We start from the raw sequence: 19,793 nt of genomic DNA on the forward strand, positions 1-19,793 counted from the left end.
GCCGCGCGTGCCGCACAGTGAAGAGCTGGACAACGGCGAAGTACTGGCTGTCCATCAGCTGAATATTGCGTTTCAGGAAGAGCGGCAGTTCATCCCCGCAGTAGAAAATTTATCGTTCTCGCTCAGACGCGGCGAGACGCTGGCGATTGTTGGCGAATCCGGTTCCGGTAAATCGGTCACCGCGCTGGCGCTGATGCATCTGCTGGAACAGACGGGCGGGCAAATCAGCAGCGAGAAGATGCTCCTGCGCCGCCGTAATCGTCAGGTCATTGATTTAAACGAGCTGAGCGGCGCGCAGATGCAGGGCGTGCGCGGGGCAGATATTGCGATAATCTTTCAGGAGCCGATGACTTCGCTTAACCCGGTTTTCCCGGTAGGGGAACAGATTGCCGAGTCCATCCGGCTGCATCAGGGGCTAAGCGGCGATGAGGCGCTCAACGAAGCCAGAAGGATGCTGGAGCTGGTGCGCATTCCCGAGGCGCAGGCCATTCTGGGACGTTACCCGCATCAGCTTTCCGGCGGTATGCGCCAGCGGGTGATGATTGCCATGGCGCTCTCCTGCCGTCCGGCGGTACTGATTGCGGATGAACCGACAACGGCGCTGGACGTGACGATTCAGGCGCAGATCCTGCAGCTTATCAAAGTGCTGCAGCAAGAGATGGAGATGGGGGTAATATTTATCACCCACGATATGGGCGTGGTGGCTGACATCGCCGACCGGGTGCTGGTGATGCACAAGGGCAATGCGGTGGAAACCGGCACGGTCGAACAGATTTTTCATGCCCCTGTGCATCCTTATACTAAAGCGCTGCTGGCGGCGGTGCCGCGTCTTGGCGCGATGAACGGCAGCGACCTGCCGCGTCGTTTTCCGCTGATTTCCCTTGAAGCGACAGGGCAGCAGGAGGATGAACGCGAGCAGGATACCGTGGTGCCGGGCAAACCCATTCTTGAAGTGCGCGACCTGGTGACCCGTTTTCCGCTGCGCAGCGGGATTTTCAATCGCCTGAAGCGCGAAGTCCACGCGGTCGAAAACGTTAGTTTCGATTTATGGCCGGGCGAAACGCTGGCGCTGGTGGGAGAGTCCAGCTGCGGGAAATCCACCACCGGACGCGCGCTGCTCCGGCTGGTGGAGACGCAGGAAGGGACAATCACCTTTAACGGCGAACGAATCGACACCCTGCCAGACAACAAATTACAGGCGGTACGCCGGGATATTCAGTTTATTTTCCAGGATCCGTATGCCTCCCTCGACCCGCGCCATACGGTGGGATACTCCATTATGGAGCCGCTGCGGGTGCATAATCTGCTCGACGGCGAAGCAGCGCAGCGTCGCGTGGCCTGGCTGCTGGAGCGCGTCGGCCTCAAGCCGGAACATGCCTGGCGTTATCCGCATGAGTTTTCCGGCGGGCAGCGGCAGCGTATCTGCATTGCCCGTGCGCTGGCGCTGAACCCGAAAGTGGTGATTGCGGATGAATCCGTTTCGGCGCTGGATGTCTCAATCCGGGCGCAAATCATCAACTTATTGCTCGATTTACAGCGGGATATGGGCATCGCTTTCCTGTTTATCTCGCACGATATGGCGGTGGTCGAGCGCATCAGCCATCGCGTGGCGGTGATGTTCATGGGGCAAATCGTGGAGATAGGTCCGCGAAGGGCAGTGTTTGAGAACCCGCAACATCCTTACACTCGCAAGCTTATCGCGGCGGTACCGGTTGCTGACCCCGCGCATCGTCACGGCCAGCGCGTGCTGCTGCAGGATGAAATGCCGAGCAATATTCGCAAACGCGGCGAGGCCGTGGAGCGCGTCACGCTGCGTGAGGTTGGTCCGGGCCACTTCGTGGCTCCGCCGCGCCAGGACAATGCCTTCTCACGGTTATAACTTACAACAGGCAGGAGAACACAATGGTTACTTTTGTAGCGCGTAGATGGTTGTTAGCCGCGAGCGTGACGGCAGCCCTGGCCGCTGCCCCCGCGTTCGCTGCCAAAGATGTGGTGGTTGCTGTCGGCTCCAACTTCACCACGCTGGATCCGTATGACGCCAACGATACGCTTTCCCAGGCGGTGGCGAAATCGTTCTATCAGGGGCTGTTCGGCCTGGATAACGAGATGAAGCTCAAAAATGTTCTGGCGCAGGGGTATACCGTCTCCGACGACGGTCTGGTCTATACCATCAAGCTTCGTTCCGGCGTGAAGTTCCAGGACGGTACCGATTTCAATGCGGAGGCGGTAAAGGTCAACCTTGACCGTGCCAGCAACCCGGAAAACAGCCTGAAGCGCTATAACCTTTATAAAAACATCGCCAGCACCGAGGCGGTGGATCCGACGACGGTCAAAATCACGCTGAAAGCGCCATTCTCGGCGTTTATCAATATACTGGCGCACCCGGCAACGGCGATGATCTCGCCTGCCGCGTTGAAAAAGTACGGCAAGGAGATTGGCTTCCACCCGGTCGGTACCGGCCCGTACGAGCTGCTCACCTGGAACCAGACCGATTTTGTGAAGGTGAAGAAATTCCCAGGGTACTGGCAGAAAGGGCTGCCGAAGCTGGACACCATCACCTGGCGTCCGGTGGTGGATAACAATACCCGCGCAGCAATGCTGCAAACGGGTGAGGCGCAGTTTGCTTTCCCCATCCCGTATGAGCAGGCCGCCATTCTGCAGAAAAACAGCAAGCTGGAGCTGGTGGCCAGTCCGTCGATCATGCAGCGCTATATCAGCATGAACGTCACGCAGAAGCCGTTTGATAACCCAAAGGTACGTGAAGCCATCAACTATGCGATTAACCGTCAGGCGCTGGTGAAGGTCGCTTTTGCGGGCTATGCCACCCCGGCGACCGGCGTGCTGCCTCCGGCCATTGCCTATGCGCAAAGCTATCAGCCGTGGCCGTACGATCCGGCTAAAGCGCGCGAGCTGCTCAAAGAGGCGGGCTTCCCGAACGGTTTCAGCACCACGCTGTGGTCGTCGCATAATCACAGTACCGCCCAGAAGGTGCTGCAGTTCACCCAGCAGCAGCTGGCGCAGGTGGGCATCAAGGTGCAGGTCACCGCGATGGATGCCGGTCAGCGGGCCGCCGAGGTCGAGGGGAAAGGGCAGAAAGAGAGCGGCGTGCGGATGTTCTATACCGGCTGGTCGGCGTCGACCGGTGAAGCCGACTGGGCGCTTGCACCGCTGTTTGCTTCGCAAAACTGGCCGCCAACCCTGTTTAACACCGCGTTTTACAGCAATCCGCAGGTGGACAACGATCTGGCCGATGCCCTGAAAACCACTAAACCGGAAGAGAAAGCGCGCCTCTACAAAGACGCCCAGGACCTTATCTGGAAAGAGTCGCCGTGGGTACCGCTGGTGGTGGAGAAACTGGTTTCAGCCCATAACAGAGCGCTGACCGGGTTCTACATCATGCCGGATACGGGCTTTAGCTTTGACGATGCGGATTTAAAATAACACTCATGCTGAATTATGTTTGTAAACGCTTGCTTGGGCTTATCCCGACGCTGCTGATTGTGGCGATACTGGTATTTTTGTTTGTGCATATGCTGCCGGGCGATCCGGCGCGGCTGGTTGCCGGGCCGGAAGCAGATGCCGCCGTCATTGAGCTGGTGCGCAAGCAGCTGGGCCTCGATCAGCCCCTGTATATGCAGTTTCTTCATTACATTTGCAACGTTCTGCAGGGCGATTTTGGCATCTCGATGGTGTCGCGTCGTCCGGTAGCGGAGGAAATCGCCAGCCGCTTTATGCCCACGTTCTGGCTAACGATTGCCAGTATGAGCTGGGCAGTGGTGTTTGGGCTGGGCGCCGGGATTGTTGCGGCGGTCTGGCGCAACCGCTGGCCGGATAAGCTCGGTATGGCGCTGGCGGTCACCGGTATCTCTTTTCCGGCGTTCGCGCTGGGGATGCTGCTGATGCAAATCTTCTCCGTTGAGCTGGGCTGGCTGCCGACCGTTGGGGCCGATACCTGTAAGCATTACATTCTGCCCTCTATGACGCTGGGGGCTGCCGTCTCGGCGGTAATGGCCCGCTTTACCCGCGCCTCCTTCGTTGACGTGCTGAGTGAAGATTATATTCGCACCGCGCGGGCGAAAGGGGTCAGCGAGAAGTGGGTCATTCTTAAGCACGGATTTCGTAATGCGATGATCCCGGTGGTGACGATGATGGGGCTGCAGTTTGGCTTTCTGCTGGGCGGCTCTATCGTCGTGGAAAAGGTTTTCAACTGGCCGGGGCTGGGGCGTCTGCTGGTCGATTCGGTCGAGATGCGCGACTACCCGGTAATTCAGGCGGAAGTCCTGCTTTTCTCCCTGGAGTTTATTCTTATCAACTTAGTGGTGGATGTGCTCTACGCCGCCATTAACCCGGCCATCAGGTATAAGTAAAATGCGATTGTTGAACTGGCGACGTCAGGCCGTTTTAAACGCTATGCCGGGGCTGAAACCGGAGCATATCCGCACGCCGTGGTCGGAATTCTGGCGGCGTTTTCGCCGTCAGCCGGTCGCCATGACGGCGGGGCTGTTTGTGCTGCTGCTGATTGCGGTGGCGATCGTTGCACCCTGGGTGGCGCCGTTTGATGCGGAAAACTATTTTGACTACGACCGCCTGAACGATGGGCCGTCCATGCTCCACTGGTTCGGCGTGGATTCCCTTGGACGCGATATCTTCAGCCGCGTGCTGGTGGGGGCACAAATCTCGCTTGCCGCCGGGGTGTTTGCGGTACTGATCGGCGCGGCAATCGGTACCGTGCTGGGTCTCGTCGCCGGATATTACGAAGGCTGGTGGGACCGCATCATCATGCGAATCTGCGACGTGCTGTTTGCCTTCCCGGGTATTCTGCTGGCCATTGCCGTGGTGGCCATTATGGGCAGCGGCATGGCGAACGTGATTATTGCCGTTGCGGTATTTTCGATTCCCGCCTTTGCCCGCCTTGTGCGCGGCAACACGCTGGTGCTGAAACAGCAGACGTTTATCGAGTCCGCCCGCAGCATGGGGGCCAGCGATGCCACCATTCTGTTCAGCCATATTCTGCCGGGAACGGTGTCGTCTATTGTGGTCTATTTCACCATGCGCATCGGCGTGTCGATTATTTCTGCGGCCAGCCTGTCGTTTCTGGGGTTAGGCGCACAGCCACCGACGCCGGAGTGGGGCGCGATGCTGAACGAGGCGAGGGCAGATATGGTGATTGCCCCGCACGTGGCGATCTTCCCGAGTCTGGCGATTTTCCTGACCGTGCTGGCGTTTAACCTGCTGGGGGACGGGCTGCGCGACGCGCTGGATCCGAGGATTAAGGGGTAGGGCAGTGGAATGTGCCGGGTGGCGGCTACGCCTTACCCGGCCTGGAAATGAGGTGCAGTACGATTAAACCCGGCTACCCCAGAGGTCATATTCGTCCGCGTTTTCAACCTTCACGCGAATAATATCACCCGGCTTAACGCGAGTTTCGCCGTTCAGGTACACCGCGCCGTCGATTTCAGGGGCATCCGCCATGCTGCGGCCAATTGCGCCTTCTTCGTCCACTTCGTCAATGATAACCATGATCTCTCGGCCCACTTTCTCCTGCAGACGTTCAGCAGAGATCTGCTGTTGCAGCTGCATAAAGCGGTTCCAGCGCTCTTCTTTCACCTCTTCCGGCACCTGATCCGCCAGTTCGTTGGCGGTTGCGCCTTCAACCGGGCTGTACTTGAAGCAGCCTACGCGGTCCAGACGCGCTTCTTTCAGGAAATCGAGCAGCATCTGGAAATCTTCTTCGGTTTCACCTGGGAAGCCGACGATGAAGGTTGAGCGCAGGGTCAGATCCGGGCAGATTTCGCGCCACTGTTTAATGCGTGCCAGCTGACGGTCAACGGAGCCAGGACGCTTCATCAGCTTCAGGATACGCGGACTGGCGTGCTGCAGCGGGATGTCGAGATACGGCAGGATTTTGCCTTCCGCCATCAGCGGAATGACGTCGTCAACGTGCGGATATGGGTAGACGTAATGCAGACGCGTCCAGATCCCCAGCTTCGCGAGCTGCTCGCACAGGCCCACCATGCTGGTTTTCACCGGCTCGCCGTTGTGGAAACCGGAACGGTGCTTCACGTCTACGCCGTAAGCAGAGGTATCCTGGGAAATCACCAGCAGTTCTTTCACGCCAGCATCGGCCAGACGTTTAGCTTCCGCCAGCACGTCGCCAATCGGACGGCTCACCAGATCGCCACGCATGGACGGGATGATGCAGAAGGTGCAGCGATGGTTGCAGCCTTCGGAAATTTTCAGGTAAGCGTAGTGACGCGGCGTCAGCTTCACGCCCTGTTCCGGCACCAGGCTCAGGAACGGATTGTGCTTTGGTTTTGGCACGTAGTGATGAACATGTTCCAGCACCTGCTCGTAACTGTGCGGGCCGGTGATCTCCAGTACCTTCGGATGCACTTCACGGATCTGGTCCTCTTTCGCGCCCAGACAGCCGGTCACAATGACTTTGCCGTTTTCCGTCAGGGCTTCACCGATGGCTTCTAGGGACTCCTGAACCGCGCTGTCGATAAACCCGCAGGTGTTCACAATCACCATATCGGCGTTGTCGTAGCTTGGCACCACGTCATAGCCTTCGGTACGAAGTTCGGTAAGGATGCGTTCGGAATCCACCAGGTTTTTCGGGCAGCCGAGGGCGACGAAGCCGATTTTCGGCGGGTGCGTAACATTGCTCATAGGTTAAAAATTGTTCGATTTTTGGAATGGTCAGGCAGGGATTCTACAGAGGTTGGGGGGAAATTTGTACTGAAGAATTGCGGTTAGCGCGGCTTTTTGGTCCTAACCGATTTTTCTGGTTATTACTGTTACAAATCAACCGAGTGGATTCAGGTCAGAATGTACGTGTAGTTGAGCCGGATTACTATTGGCTACTGGAGCGAGGCAGCATGTTCCTACTTGTGTATAGGGTACTTGAACGTTCTTAATAACTGTCTGTATTTGCAATAAGGCCGCGAAAGCGACCTTTTTTTGCTGGTTGCCCGGAATGCGTTCCCTTGCAAGGCGTGGAGATCTTGCATCCTGATTGATTTAAGTTAAGTCACTTTTTGGATATTATGCTTTCTATATCAGTATGATTCATGAGGGATTATGACCAGAGCACTGGTAAGGCTTGGAGACAAGACTACGAGCGGCGGGGAGGTGATTTCAGCTTCATCGACGATTATCGAAGAAAGAAATATTGCCCTGAATGGCGATATGGCATGGTGCCCACTAGAAACCTGCAACGGGCCATTTCAGATCAATGGGACCGCGTACCACTTTGCGGAAGACAAAGCCTGTGTAGCCACTGGCGATCGGGTACTTTGTAACTGTAAAAACAATCAGGTGCTGGGTAGCACAACACTTTGGGTGGAAGACAGCCCCGGCGACCATTTCGAAGAGCACCGTAAACGGGCTGCGGAATGGCCCATTACCAAAATGGCAGCTGCGGCAGCAGCAATTACCGCTATCCCTGTATTTGCTAAATCAGTACTTCGCGGTACTGGCAATACTGATGCAAGAATAGCGGAAGAACCACAAGCCAACATTGGCGAAATGAGTTTCTATCAGTCCAGACCATCGCAGCCAGCCCCCGAGCCAGAACAGCACGCACAGGCCGCAAAGAAGAAAACTCCACCGCCGCCAGAGCCACCGAAGAAAAAATCACTGTTTGATAAAGTGACAGGTTTCTTTTTTGGTGAAGCGGAAGCAATGCCACTTCCCCCGCCTCCGGTTGTTATGGGCGGTTCAGCACAAGCAGGAATGGCAGCAGCAGCGGGAGGGGCTACAGCAAAAGCGAATCAGGACGCAGCGAAAGCCCTTACGCATACGATGAAACACCTTTCCGGCCCTGAAGTCTGGAGCGGTTCGCTTGCGATGAATTTGCCGTTTGTTGTTATGGGGGCGATCGTCCAGTCAAAACTCAAGGGTGAAAAGAGCGATCTGCTAACGCCTGAAAAGTTATTGGAAGTCGCACACAGAAAGGGAACTGAATCGCCACGGATAATCTAGACACTTCCGAGCCGTTGATAATACTGGTTTTCATATTCTGTCGGTGACATCTGTTCGCTAGAACCATGCCGACGCTTACTGTTATAAAACATTTCGATGTAATCAAAAATATCACTGCGGGCTTCTTCCCGCGTTCCGTAGATCTTTTTCTTTATCCGTTCACGTTTCAACAACTGGAAAAAACTTTCTGCAACCGCATTATCATGGCAGTTACCGCGACGGCTCATGCTACCCTCCAGGCCGTGTGATTTCAGGAACGACTGCCACTCATGGCTTGTGTACTGACTGCCCTGATCCGAATGAACCAGCACCTGTTTTTCGGGATTACGCCGCCATACAGCCATCAGCAGTGCGTTCAGGACAATGTCCTTTGTCATCCGGGATTGCATGGACCAGCCGATAATTTTGCGTGAGAACAGATCAACAACAACGGCAAGATACAGCCAGCCTTCGTGGGTCCTGATGTAGGTTATGTCCGTTACCCAACGCTCATCAGGAGCATCCGGATTGAACTGTCGCTGGAGCCTGTTGGGTGACACGATACTGGCCTCGCCTTTACGTGCCCGCGGGCTTCGGTATCCGACCTGAGCCTTTATTCCGACACGTTTCATCAGTCTCCAGACTCTGTTTACTCCGCACTGTTGCCCGCTGTCACGCAGATCCAGATGGATTTTGCGATAACCATAGACGCATCCCGATTCCAGCCAGAACTGTTTAATCTGTCCTGTCAGTCTCAGGTCTGCCTGATGGCGTTGTGAATGCGGCTGCTGAAGCCAGGCGTAAAAACCACTGGGATGAACATCCAGCACCCGACAGAGCAGGCGAACAGGCCAGCAACAGGAGTTGTCACGGATAAAGGCGTACCTCAGTCGGACAGCTTTGCGAAGTACGCCGCGGCTTTTTTTAATATGTCCCGTTCGTCGGTAACCCGTTTCAGCTCTTTCTGGAGACGGCGGATCTCGGCCTGAGCATCTGACTGTTCTTTATTAGTGGAAGAATCCGGACCGTACTTCTTTATCCAGGCATAAAGGCTGTGGGTGGTGATATCGAGACGTGTTGCAACGCTGGCAACAGAATAACCGCGATCAACAACCTGTTTGACTGCTTCAGTTTTAAACTCTTCAGGATAACGCTTACCGCTCATGGGCACCTCTCTTTAAGTCATCTTAAATGACTCTGAGGTGTCTGTTAAACGCGTGGCGATTCAAACCGTACTAACACGTGTACTCTACAACTGGATCACTGACGATGAAACCGGGCGATTAAAAGCCGTTGGCTATCATACCAGTACTGAAAGTGGGCGTGATCAGGTTCGTGTCCGGATGCTCGAAAAGCAGATGGATGGTAGCTATGAATTTTGGGGTGACGAGCGAATCGATAAGCCTCTGATCACATGGACACCAGCGAGTACGCCGGGATCGCAAGATAGCTGGAATACTGGGAACAACAGCCCGCAAGCGGGTACTGTAACGATTCCGGGGCTTGAACATCCCGAAATTCAGGGCGTAACTATCACCACAACACCAGTACCGGAAGAGAAGGATTTTCGGGATTACATTCTGGTGTTTCCGGGGAACATACACCCGCCGATCTACATCTACCTCAGCAAGCCCCCAGTTGAACTACTGGAAGTTGAATTGTACAAGGATTTCACAGGGCGTTCTCGACAAGGCAAGTATGAGGCTGATCATATGCCGTCAAGAGCCGCAGTTGAACAATTCTTAATGGATGAGTATCCTGGACTTGATCAAAAACTGATCAGGAAAATGGCAGATCGGGTAGCTGCAATTGTTGTGCCAAAAGAAGTTCACCAGAAAATCAGTCAAACTTACGGTGGACGTAACAAACCAGAGCAAATTGCAAGGGATGCGAAGAATTTGAGGAGTGCCTTGGATCGGAATTTTGATGCAATAAAACCGGCCCTTAAAGATTATGGGGCTACTGAAGAACAAGTTGAATCCGCCAGAGCTAAAATGCACAAGCTGAATACAGAGCAAGGATTGTACTAATGACAGTAAATGTTACAGCATTGATCCGTAGTTTAGGTAAATCTTATAAAGATTTGGTTGATTCTGGATTGATAACCTATAAAAGCGATCCCAAAGGAGCATCAGGTTCACCAACAATTAGCCTTGATATGGCGAAAGAGGGCGTGTTTTTAGCGTTCAAACGTGATGGTCGTTTACTTAAAGAAATTACATTAAGCATACAACATGATACTTTGAGTGATTGGACATTCCCTAACGAGTTACCAACGCCTCTTAAGAAAAGCATGTCTCGCAATTGGATTCATGAAAACTTTGGTGAACCAGAAAACAGCATTCCGCCGAGAGTAATCATGAAGCAGGAAATCGGCAGGATTGAGCGATTCACTGTTGAAGATTTCCACATCCCAATCACAATGCAAATCCGCTATGACATGGCAGATATGGTTGTTGCTGTTACTTTCTTGCCAACCTCGGAACTTCGTTGGTGATCTACCGTACGCGGCCTTATGTAGGCCGCTTTTTCGTCCTCGCTAAAAGTACTCACCTTAAGATCACAAAATAATCAAATCCTAGGCATCCCGATTTTTGACAAAAAATTAAAGGGATCGTTTACTGAGATAAAAGTACAGTCAGTTTTTTTCTGCACGATTTGAAATCTCGTTCGTATAATCAGATTCAACCCTGCCCCCGCAGGGATGGCAACAGCAAGGGCCGCGACTACAGCAGGGATCGCCAATGATGCAGCAATTGAGGCCGGATACGCAGCAGTGCAGAAAATTGGAGGAAATCTTTCGACGGCTGGTCGCTGGATAGCCCCGAGTCCTCCAACCGTTTTTCTGTTTGGCATGTTCTACTCGCCAAAGCTCAACAGTGGCGAACAGGACAACATTAATAAAATGCGCCTTGAGCAGGCCGCACGGAATAAAGAAGATGTTCCGACCCGTGTTCGCTTTCGCTGGGAGGCTGACCAGTTCGGCATTATGAGGCCGAAAGGCTTCCATGTCAGCGCCGGAGGCGGACAGGACCGAGTGCCAGTGCGCATGCTTCAGAAGAACACCACCACCGGGAACTATGAGTTCTGGGAGGATGGCGCAGATAAGCCGATAGTCGTTTGGACTCCTGACTATCCGGGATATTCTTCCCCGACCAATACCGGCAGCCAGGACAACGTCTATATTCCTCCGAATGTACTGGTTTACCCGGAAAGTGAAATCAACAGCCTGTGGTCAACAGTTACCCCAGCACCGGGAGAATGTTCATTCCGGGATTATATTCTGGTGCATCCAGCAGGGACCTTCGATCCGATTTATGTCTATCTGAATGCGGATCACAAATACCACACTGCACCAAAAGGGACCCCTCCATTACCAGCATTCCCTGATGCGAAAAGAGCACCACGTAAGACAGCTATTCAAGGTGGCGGACAACTTCGGGCAAGATGGAAAGATGCCAAAGGTAAAATTTATGAATGGGATTCTCAACATGGCACAGTCGAAGTTTATGACCGTTCGGGCCGCAACCATTTAGGAGAGTTCAATCACATAACAGGTGAGCAAACCAAGCCAGCAGATCCAACCAGAAAGGTAGAAAAGTGATGGTAATCTATTCTGTGGAAGTCTTTGATAAACAAAGCGAAGAATTGGTTTTAGAGGTTGAGATCCCTAAGAGCAAACTGAAAGGAGTTGCTGCTATTATGGGGTGGGGGTCGGATGACGAAGAGGCATTTGTCAAAGGCATCGCAGGGTTCAATGTTAGCCAAACACAGGCATTGGATTTAGAAAATTTACTCGGCGAAAAATTCTATTCTAAAGACGTTATCGTGCAAATCGCTGGCGGAGAAATATCTTGAAGCGGTCATTTCGTGGCTACACAGAAAGTGAATTCTTGGAGTTTGTTCGTTCAGTCTAAAATGTTGCGGATACTTCAAAATGTGAAGATATCAAAAACATACTGGAGTTTAAGCGCCTGACCCAACATCCTGACGGCTCTGACATCATTTTTTATCCCCGAGATGACCGCGAAGATAGTCCTAAAGGAGTTGTTCAAGAGGTCTAAGGATGACGCAAAGCCAATGTTAAACCGGGCTTTCTTGAGAAATGAGCCTTTGACACTAAGCATTAAATGTTGATTAAAAGCGCCGGGTTTTTATCACGGCGTTTTTGCGTCAGGGTCAGAACTACCGGGGTTTAGAGCCAAGGCAGCAACGTATTATTTTCGCCCTTTAGGCAGCCGAGGGAGACGAAGCCGATTTCGGCGGATGCGTAACATTGCTCATAGGTTAAAAATTCATCAATTATGGAGTTATCAGGGCGGGATTTTACAGCGTATCGCGTGGGATTTATACACTCTTTGCAAGCGGGATGTACCGGGCAGAGGTTGTAACATTGTAAATAATGTTAATCAGTTAAGAATAATTGATCTCAGGCATTAAACTGTACAAAAAATGAACTTATTCTGACTGTGCAACATGGCTTACAGAGGAGGAAATAGCATGTCCGTTGACAGACTGAAACGCGATCTGCTTAACAAGCTGATCAACGCCCGAATCGACCTGGCCGCTTATCTGCAGCTCAGGAAGGCCAAAGGCTATATGTCAGTCAGCGAAAGCGAACATCTGCGTGATAATCTGTTTGAACTTTGCAATTTCATGCGTGAAAAAGCACCGATCCTGAGGGCGGAATACGATGAATGCGAGTTAATGGCGCTGCGTCGTGCCGCTGAGGTGCTCTCCATTGCTGGGGTATGTTTGATGAACGGACGCCACGACTGCCCGAATTTTATCGCTGTAAACGCGGAGAAGCTTGAAAACTGCCTGACAACGCTCTCTCTATGCATCATGTGTCTGTCCGAGCATGAGAAGCTTGAACAACACTGAGCCCGGGGGAGGCAACTCCCCCTTCTGATTAAGCTTTTGTAAAAGTGGTAACGCGCCCGGAGGTACTGGCTAATCTTTATGCCATCTGCCGAAAAAGGAGCGCGTCATGCCACGGTCCTCGTTGATTTTCCTTCCTGCGTTGTGCTTTTCCTTTTCACTTCTTGCGGCGCCAGAGGCGGTGAAGGTCGAGGTGCTGCAAAACCGACTCGATCGCCCCTGGTCGATGGCGTTCCTGCCGGACAATAAAGGGCTTCTGGTCACCCTCAAGGGCGGGCAGCTCAAACACTGGCAGGCCGGAAAAGGGCTTTCCGATCCCATTGTCGGCGTTCCGAAGGTCTGGGCGAACGGTCAGGGAGGATTGCTGGACGTGGTGCTGGCGCCGGATTTTGCAACGTCGCGCCGCGTCTGGCTGAGTTACGCCGAAGCAGGGCATGACGGCAAAGCCGGAACGACGGTGGGTTATGGCCGCTTAAGCGACGATCTTTCCCGCATCGAGGCATTCCAGGTCGTGTTTCGCCAGATGCCGAAACTCTCTACCGGTAACCATTTTGGCGGACGGCTGGTGTTTGACGGCAAAGGCTACCTCTTTATCGGACTCGGCGAGAACAACCAGCGCCCGACGGCGCAGGACCTGGACAAGCTGCAGGGGAAAGTGGTGCGCCTGACCGAGGACGGTAAAGTGCCTGCGGATAACCCCTTTGTGAACACCGCCGGCGCACGGCCGGAAATCTGGTCTTATGGCATTCGCAACCCGCAGGGAATGGCGATGAATCCGTGGAGCGACACGCTCTGGCTGAACGAACATGGCCCGCGCGGCGGGGATGAAATCAACATCCCGGAGAAAGGCAAAAATTACGGCTGGCCGCTGGCGACACACGGCATTAATTACAGTGGCCTGAAAATCCCCGAAGCTAAAGGTGAACACGTCGAGGGAACCGAGAAGCCTCTGTTTGTCTGGAAAGTCTCGCCCGCGGTCAGCGGCATGGCGTTCTACAACAGCGACGTTTTCCCGCAGTGGAAAAACAAACTGTTTATTGGGGCGCTGAAGGAGAAAGACGTTATCGTCCTGAGCGTGGACGGAAACAAGGTCACGGAGGACGGGCGCATCCTGGGCGATCGGGATCAACGTATTCGCGATGTGCGGGTGGGGCCGGACGGGTATCTGTATGTGCTCACCGATGAAACGGACGGGCAACTGCTAAAAGTCAGCCCGTCCGGTGCGTAATCAGGTGACCGGGGTCATCACGACGTTACGGTACGCCGGACGCTCGCTCAGTTGCTTGAGCCAGCGTTCAAGGTGAGGGCGCGGCGTCCAGTTCAGCCCCATATTGGTCAGGTTCCAGACAAACGGCGCCACGGCAATATCCCCCACGCCGAACGTCTCGCCGGAGAACCAGGCGTGCTTCGCCAGTTCGTCATCCATCATGGCAAACAGGTTTTCACAGGCATCCTGAGCGGCATGAATAGCGGGATAGTCGCGCTCGGCCTCGGGGGTTCTCACCAGCCCCATCAGGATCACCCGGTGAACAGGAGAGAATGTCTGGTTTGCCCAGTCCATCCACTTTTCACCCTGGGCGCGCTGCGCCGGGTTTTCAACCCACAGACGGCCAAGGCCGTACTGGGCGGCGAGGTAGCGCACAATGGTGTTAGATTCCCAAAGCGTTGCGTCGGTTTCGTCATCGCGCAGCAGCGGCACCAGGCCGTTCGGGTTCATCGCCAGATAGTCGGCCTCTCTGTTTACCCCGTATGCCATGCCAGCCATAATTTGATTAAACGGTAAATCCAGCTCTTCCAGCGTCCAGAGCACTTTCTTCACGTTGGTCGAATTGTTCCTGCCCCACAGCGTAATCATATTTACTCCTGATGAGTTGTGAATCCGGGTCACCTTTTTCGCCATGGTGAGATAAACCTAACAATTACGCAACAGAAGACAAAAAAATCGCCTGAATCAAAGCGTAAATGAATGTTATTGCATAAACTTTAATAACTTTACCCTCGCTGGGTTTCTTTCACCGTTTTAGTGCGCTATTACTCATCGCTTCTTGCGACACGGTGATGTGACGTAATTTTTGAATGGACACTCGGGTGGCATTTATGACGCGAAAAATGACTTCTCTGCGCAGCCTGGCGGCAGGCTCTGCGCTCCTTTTCCTGTTTGCACCAACTCTCTACGCAGCAGAACAGGCTGCGCCCGAAGCGCCACCGGTGGATGCGCGCGCCTGGATCCTGATGGACTATGCCAGCGGGAAAGTGCTGGCGGAAGGCAATGCCGATGAGAAACTCGATCCGGCCAGCCTGACCAAAATCATGACCAGCTATGTGGTCGGCCAGGCCTTGAAAGCCGGAAAGATCAAGCTGGACGATATGGTCACCATCGGAAAGGACGCCTGGGCGACCGGTAACCCCGCGCTGCGCGGGTCATCGGTGATGTTCCTGAAGCCAGGGGATCAGGTGTCCGTTTCCGATCTGAATAAAGGGGTAATTATTCAGTCGGGAAATGACGCGTGTATCGCGCTGGCCGATTATGTGGCCGGCAGTCAGGATTCTTTCATTGGTTTGATGAATGGCTATGCGCAGAAACTCGGCTTAACCAACACGACATTCAAAACGGTTCACGGCCTGGATGCGCCTGGACAGTTCAGTACCGCGCGCGACATGGCGCTGTTGGGGAAAGCGCTGATCCACGACGTACCGGATGAATACGCGATCCACAAAGAGAAAGAGTTTACCTTCAACAAAATTCGCCAGCCGAACCGTAACCGTCTCCTGTGGAGCAGCAACGTTAACGTGGACGGCATGAAGACCGGCACCACGGCGGGCGCGGGCTATAACCTGGTGGCCTCTGCGACGCAGGGCGACATGCGTTTGATCTCGGTTGTGCTGGGCACCAAAACCGACCGCATCCGGTTTAACGAATCAGAAAAACTGCTGACCTGGGGCTTCCGTTTCTATGAAACCGTGACGCCGATTAAACCGGATGCCACGTTCGTCAGCCAGCGCGTCTGGTTTGGGGATAAGAGTGAAGTGAATCTCGGGGCGGGAGAAGCCGGTTCCGTGACCATTCCACGCGGTCAGCTGAAAAACCTGAAGGCCAGCTTTACCCTGACCGACCCGCAGCTCACCGCGCCGTTGAAAAAAGGCCAGGTGGTCGGGACGATTGATTTCCAGTTAAACGGGAAGTCAATTGAACAGCGTCCGCTGATCGTGATGGAAGCGGTAGAAGAGGGTGGCTTCTTCAGCCGGATGTGGGATTTCGTATTGATGAAATTCCACAGCTGGTTTGGCAGCTGGTTCAGCTAATCCATCATACTTTTCTCCCTCTCCCTGTGGGAGAGGGGCGGGGTGCGGGCATCAGGCCGCACCCCTCTCAATACATCAACTTCACCTGCTGCGCCTTCGCATGGACCACAATTTCCTCATCCGGGCGGCAATCGCTGACGATGGCGTCAAACTGCGCCAGCTCGCCCATTCTTGCCGACCGCACCTTACCAAACTTACTGTGATCGACCACCAGCACATGGTATTGCGCGGCGCTTAATGCCCAGTGCTTTACCGGCAGCTCCTCCAGGTTAAAGCAGGTCGCCCCCTGACGCACATTCACGCCCGCGGCGGAATAGAACGCGATGTCCGGACATAAGTTGCTGAGCGTGTCCTGCAGGTTGAGCGGCTTAAAGATAGCGTTGCTGGCGTGAAACTCACCGCCGCAGAGGATCACCCGGCACTCGGGTTTCTCCTGCAGCGCCAGAAAGGTGTTCAGGGAGTAACACACGGCGGTAAAGGGAATACTGCTGTCGATGGCTTCGATAATCCACGGCGTGGTGGTGCCGCAGTCAAAAAACAGCGTCTGGTGCGGCTGTACCAGCGTGGCGGCCAGGCGCGCGGCTTTGCGTTTCTCTTCCACCAGACGCGTTTTCTGATCGCTTATCAGATAATGGCTGGCGCTACGCGGCTCAAGCACAATGTACCCGCCCAGCAGCACCACGGGAGCGCTGTCGCTGTTCAGATCACGACGAATGGTCATCTCTGAGACGCCGAGGAGGTTGGCGGCTTCCTTAAGATGCAGCTTATCACTACGCTTCAGCGCCTGAAGCAGCTGAGCTATGCGGTCATCGCGTCGTGTTTCCATAGTTCCTCAGGATAAAAAAAATGAGCCCCCGCAGGGCGGGGGCTCAGTGTAACCTGTCCGGTTGGGGTTAGTCACGTATCCAGCCTTTGCGGATCGGGAGGGCAAAAATGGCGCGATAAAGGGAAGAGAGCCCCCGGTAGAGCGCTTCACCGAAGAGATTCCACAGGATTGCCGCGCTCACGCAGCCAATCAGTCCTACCAGGAAACCGCCGACCATATCCAGCGGCCAGTGGACGCCAAGATACACGCGGGACCAGGCAATCGCCGCGGCTGCGACCATCAGCACCGCACCAGACCACAGGCGATGCCAGAACAGGAAAGCCAGCGCGAAGGTGAAGATAACCGTACCGTGATCGCTCGGGAAGGAGTCATCCGGCGCGTGGTGCAGGAAGGTATAACCGACATGGTCGACAAAAGGACGATCGTGCGGGAACGCATGGCCGAGAATATAACTAACCAGTACGCTGACCCCGAGCGCCATCGCGACTTTGATCACCAGCTGGCGCTGTGCCTTCACCTGGCTGCGAGGGCCCCAGAGCCAGAGGATAGCGGCCAACACAGGCACGATACTAATCAGATCTTTTGCCAGGAAGGTGGCAAAATCAATCATCCACTCTGGCGAGGCCGGTGTGGCGTTGATCTGATAAAACAGCTGATAATTCAGATTCTCTAGCATAGCGTTATCACTCTTTTGCAAACCGGGTGGAAACCAGCCCGTAGACGGCCACCTGGGAAAACCAAACCCACCACCCGGCCCACAGGTTGTGAGAGAAAAAATGTGCCCCGCGCATCACCTGACCGAAGCCCATCGCCAGACCCAGCAGCACGCCGAGGGCAACAAAGCTCCAGGCGAGACGTGGACGCTCGCGCCAGAAGGCAAAAAACAGCCCCATCACCATAAAACCGCTGGAGGCATGGCCGCCGGGGAAACAGCGCCCCGGCCCGCTGTCTGTCGGGACGGCGCTAAACAGGGGGTAAGACATCGCCTTCCCGCCATACTCCACCAGATCCCACGGGCAGCTGTGGTGGCTAATGCTTTTCAGTACGCCCACTACCAGCGCGCCAAGCCCCATCAGCAGCGCCGCCGTAACCAGCCTGGCGTTACGTTTGTAAGCGCCGTAAAGCAGCGCCACGGCACCTAAGGCGATGGCGATATACTTCGCCAGACGATGGTTGAGCAAATCCAGCAGGTGGTCTTTCTGCAGCGGGAAGCTCTGCGTCGCCGCGTCATACCAAAAACCAGTGATCCATCTGTCGAGCGCTTCATCGCGCGAAAGCCACGTAAACACCACGGCAAGGACTAACAGCACGAAAAGCTGATAACCATAAAAGCGGGAGGGTAAGCGGTAAAGTCGTTTTGTCTTATTTGTCTGTAAGTTAGACAATTCTGAACGGCTGGAAGTGAGTGCCATAATTTGGGATCGTTGACGAGTAATCGGGCTATCATAAATCTGTCAACTTAAGGAAACCTTAAACGAAGACGATATGTGCTTTATTTCTGTTTATCCTCGATAAATCACTATCTCGGGCTGCGGCATTTCATTACACTCGTCGCGATTTTGTCATTTTAAAGAGATTGCATGTTAAACCGTTCTTCTTCTGGTTCACGTCTGGGTCGTCAGGCGTTGCTTTTCCCCCTGTGTCTGGTGCTCTACGAATTCTCCACCTATATCGGCAACGATATGATCCAGCCCGGCATGCTGGCCGTTGTGGAGCAGTACAACGCGGGAATTGAATGGGTGCCGACCTCCATGACCGCCTATCTGGCTGGCGGCATGTTTTTACAGTGGCTGTTAGGGCCGCTGTCGGATCGTATTGGCCGCCGTCCGGTGATGCTGACCGGCGTGGTGTGGTTTATCGTCACCTGCCTCGCTACGCTGCTGGCGCAAAACATTGAGCAATTTACCCTGCTGCGTTTCCTGCAGGGGGTGAGCCTGTGCTTTATCGGTGCCGTGGGGTATGCCGCCATTCAGGAGTCGTTTGAAGAGGCGGTGTGTATCAAAATTACCGCGCTCATGGCAAACGTGGCGCTGATTGCCCCTTTACTCGGGCCGCTGGTGGGCGCCGCGTGGGTACATGTTGCGCCCTGGGAAGGGATGTTTATCCTCTTTGCGGTTCTCGCCGCTATCGCGTTCTTTGGCCTGCACCGCGCAATGCCGGAAACGGCGACCCGTCTGGGTGAAAAACTCTCGCTCAAGGAGCTGGGCCGGGATTACAAAGAAGTGCTGAAGAATGGCCGCTTTCTGGCGGGGGCGCTGGCGACCGGGTTTGTGAGCCTGCCGCTGCTGGCGTGGATTGCGCAGTCTCCGGTCATTATCATCAGCGGTGAAAAGCTCAGCAGCTACGAGTACGGTCTGCTGCAGGTGCCGATTTTTGGCGCGCTGATTATCGGTAACCTGGTGCTGGCACGTCTGACGTCACGCCGCACCGTGCGTTCACTGATTATTATGGGTGGCTGGCCGATTGCAGCAGGGCTGATTCTGGCCGCGGTGGCGACCGTTGCGTCATCCCACGCTTATCTGTGGATGACGGCGGGGCTCAGCCTTTATGCTTTCGGGATTGGCGTGGCGAACGCCGGGCTGGTGCGCCTGACGCTGTTTGCCAGCGAGATGAGTAAAGGCACGGTGTCCGCGGCGATGGGTATGCTGCAGATGCTGATCTTTACCGTCGGTATCGAGGTGAGCAAGCACGCTTACGCGATGGGTGGCAACGGTCTGTTCAGTCTGTTTAACTTCGCCAACGGCGTGCTGTGGGTTGGCCTGATGATGGTGTTCCTGAAGGACAAACGCGTCGGCAACGCCCTGCAACCGTAATCTGTTTA

General features: G+C 54.5%; 20 protein-coding genes. 14 read left to right on the plus strand and 6 right to left on the minus strand.

Going from position 1 to position 19,793, the window contains the following annotated elements:
- Positions 1–7 precede the first annotated feature (7 nt).
- Genes gsiA through gsiD form a run of 4 tightly spaced genes read left to right on the plus strand, consistent with a single transcriptional unit; the run spans position 8 to position 5,280 of the window.
- Entirely contained in the window at positions 8–1,879 is a 1,872-nt protein-coding gene (gsiA, locus tag L383_RS21120; protein ID WP_023332484.1) for a glutathione ABC transporter ATP-binding protein GsiA, read from the plus strand.
- Positions 1,880–1,902: 23 nt separating this feature from the next.
- Positions 1,903–3,441: a glutathione ABC transporter substrate-binding protein GsiB gene (gene gsiB, locus L383_RS21115; protein ID WP_023332485.1), complete on the plus strand. Its 1,539-nt coding sequence runs from the start codon at positions 1,903–1,905 to the stop codon at positions 3,439–3,441.
- Between the two features lie 5 nt (positions 3,442–3,446).
- Positions 3,447–4,367, plus strand: coding sequence for a glutathione ABC transporter permease GsiC (gene gsiC, locus L383_RS21110; RefSeq protein ID WP_023332486.1), 921 nt, complete (start codon positions 3,447–3,449; stop codon positions 4,365–4,367).
- A gap of 1 nt (position 4,368) precedes the next feature.
- Positions 4,369–5,280, plus strand: coding sequence for a glutathione ABC transporter permease GsiD (gene gsiD / locus L383_RS21105; protein ID WP_014883135.1), 912 nt, complete (start codon positions 4,369–4,371; stop codon positions 5,278–5,280).
- Positions 5,281–5,343: 63 nt separating this feature from the next.
- Here the strand turns inward: gsiD and rimO are convergent, their stop codons facing one another.
- Positions 5,344–6,669: a 30S ribosomal protein S12 methylthiotransferase RimO gene (gene rimO, locus L383_RS21100; protein WP_023332487.1), complete on the minus strand. Its 1,326-nt coding sequence runs from the start codon at positions 6,667–6,669 to the stop codon at positions 5,344–5,346.
- A gap of 411 nt (positions 6,670–7,080) precedes the next feature.
- On the opposite strand from rimO, the gene L383_RS26250 reads away from it, so the two are divergent.
- A complete protein-coding gene (locus L383_RS26250; protein ID WP_023332488.1) occupies positions 7,081–7,983 on the plus strand; it encodes a PAAR domain-containing protein in 903 nt (300 codons plus the stop codon).
- On the opposite strand, the gene L383_RS0123625 is transcribed toward L383_RS26250, so the two are convergent.
- Positions 7,980–9,127, minus strand: a protein-coding gene (locus L383_RS0123625) for an IS3 family transposase (protein WP_085949497.1) whose coding sequence is annotated in 2 segments (ribosomal slippage) — positions 7,980–8,890 and positions 8,890–9,127 — 1,149 coding nt in all. Because the reading frame shifts where the segments join, the coding sequence is not laid out codon by codon here. The genes L383_RS26250 and L383_RS0123625 overlap by 4 nt on opposite strands.
- Before the next feature lie 37 nt (positions 9,128–9,164).
- Between L383_RS0123625 and L383_RS21090 the strand changes: the two genes are divergently transcribed.
- The 7 genes from L383_RS21090 (at position 9,165) to L383_RS21065 (ending at position 14,071) form a co-directional block, all read left to right on the plus strand.
- Positions 9,165–9,992 (plus strand): S-type pyocin domain-containing protein, encoded by an 828-nt coding sequence (locus L383_RS21090; protein ID WP_255344240.1) that lies wholly within the window; start codon positions 9,165–9,167, stop codon positions 9,990–9,992.
- Positions 9,992–10,459, plus strand: coding sequence for a DUF6392 family protein (locus L383_RS21085; protein ID WP_023332490.1), 468 nt, complete (start codon positions 9,992–9,994; stop codon positions 10,457–10,459). Before L383_RS21090 ends, L383_RS21085 begins: the two co-directional genes overlap by 1 nt.
- Positions 10,460–10,666: 207 nt before the next feature.
- The gene (locus L383_RS21080; RefSeq protein WP_023332491.1) at positions 10,667–11,566 is read left to right on the plus strand and encodes a colicin E3/pyocin S6 family cytotoxin; all 900 of its coding nucleotides are present in this window, start codon (positions 10,667–10,669) and stop codon (positions 11,564–11,566) included.
- Positions 11,563–11,820 carry a DUF7683 domain-containing protein gene (locus L383_RS21075; protein WP_127312437.1) on the plus strand — a complete coding sequence of 86 codons (258 nt, stop codon included), beginning with the start codon at positions 11,563–11,565 and terminating at the stop codon, positions 11,818–11,820. Before L383_RS21080 ends, L383_RS21075 begins: the two co-directional genes overlap by 4 nt.
- 89 nt (positions 11,821–11,909) lie before the next feature.
- Positions 11,910–12,026 carry a bacteriocin immunity protein gene (locus tag L383_RS26515; RefSeq protein WP_369796275.1) on the plus strand — a complete coding sequence of 39 codons (117 nt, stop codon included), beginning with the start codon at positions 11,910–11,912 and terminating at the stop codon, positions 12,024–12,026.
- A 436-nt stretch (positions 12,027–12,462) separates the two neighbouring features.
- On the plus strand, positions 12,463–12,846 hold the full coding sequence (gene bssR, locus L383_RS21070) for a biofilm formation regulator BssR (RefSeq protein ID WP_023332493.1): 384 nt from the start codon (positions 12,463–12,465) through the stop codon (positions 12,844–12,846).
- A 106-nt stretch (positions 12,847–12,952) separates the two neighbouring features.
- Positions 12,953–14,071, plus strand: coding sequence for a PQQ-dependent sugar dehydrogenase (locus L383_RS21065; RefSeq protein WP_023332494.1), 1,119 nt, complete (start codon positions 12,953–12,955; stop codon positions 14,069–14,071).
- On the opposite strand, the gene L383_RS21060 is transcribed toward L383_RS21065, so the two are convergent.
- On the minus strand, positions 14,072–14,698 hold the full coding sequence (locus L383_RS21060; RefSeq protein ID WP_023332495.1) for a glutathione S-transferase family protein: 627 nt from the start codon (positions 14,696–14,698) through the stop codon (positions 14,072–14,074).
- Between the two features lie 242 nt (positions 14,699–14,940).
- On the opposite strand from L383_RS21060, the gene dacC reads away from it, so the two are divergent.
- Positions 14,941–16,146 carry a serine-type D-Ala-D-Ala carboxypeptidase gene (gene dacC, locus L383_RS21055; RefSeq protein ID WP_014883140.1) on the plus strand — a complete coding sequence of 402 codons (1,206 nt, stop codon included), beginning with the start codon at positions 14,941–14,943 and terminating at the stop codon, positions 16,144–16,146.
- Between the two features lie 67 nt (positions 16,147–16,213).
- On the opposite strand, the gene deoR is transcribed toward dacC, so the two are convergent.
- The 3 genes from deoR to L383_RS21040 all read right to left on the minus strand — a co-directional run bounded on the left by deoR (position 16,214) and on the right by L383_RS21040 (position 18,384).
- Positions 16,214–16,972, minus strand: a complete 759-nt coding sequence (gene deoR, locus L383_RS21050; protein ID WP_023332496.1) for a DNA-binding transcriptional repressor DeoR — start codon at positions 16,970–16,972, stop codon at positions 16,214–16,216.
- Positions 16,973–17,039: 67 nt separating this feature from the next.
- The gene (gene ybjG, locus L383_RS21045; protein ID WP_023332497.1) at positions 17,040–17,648 is read right to left on the minus strand and encodes an undecaprenyl-diphosphate phosphatase; all 609 of its coding nucleotides are present in this window, start codon (positions 17,646–17,648) and stop codon (positions 17,040–17,042) included.
- A gap of 7 nt (positions 17,649–17,655) precedes the next feature.
- Entirely contained in the window at positions 17,656–18,384 is a 729-nt protein-coding gene (locus L383_RS21040) for a phosphatase PAP2 family protein (protein WP_023332498.1), read from the minus strand.
- A gap of 168 nt (positions 18,385–18,552) precedes the next feature.
- Between L383_RS21040 and L383_RS21035 the strand changes: the two genes are divergently transcribed.
- Entirely contained in the window at positions 18,553–19,785 is a 1,233-nt protein-coding gene (locus L383_RS21035) for an MFS transporter (protein WP_023332499.1), read from the plus strand.
- Positions 19,786–19,793 lie beyond the last annotated feature (8 nt).

It is taken from the genome of Enterobacter sp. MGH 37 (assembly GCF_000534515.1).
Classification (GTDB): Bacteria; Pseudomonadota; Gammaproteobacteria; order Enterobacterales; family Enterobacteriaceae; genus Enterobacter; species Enterobacter kobei.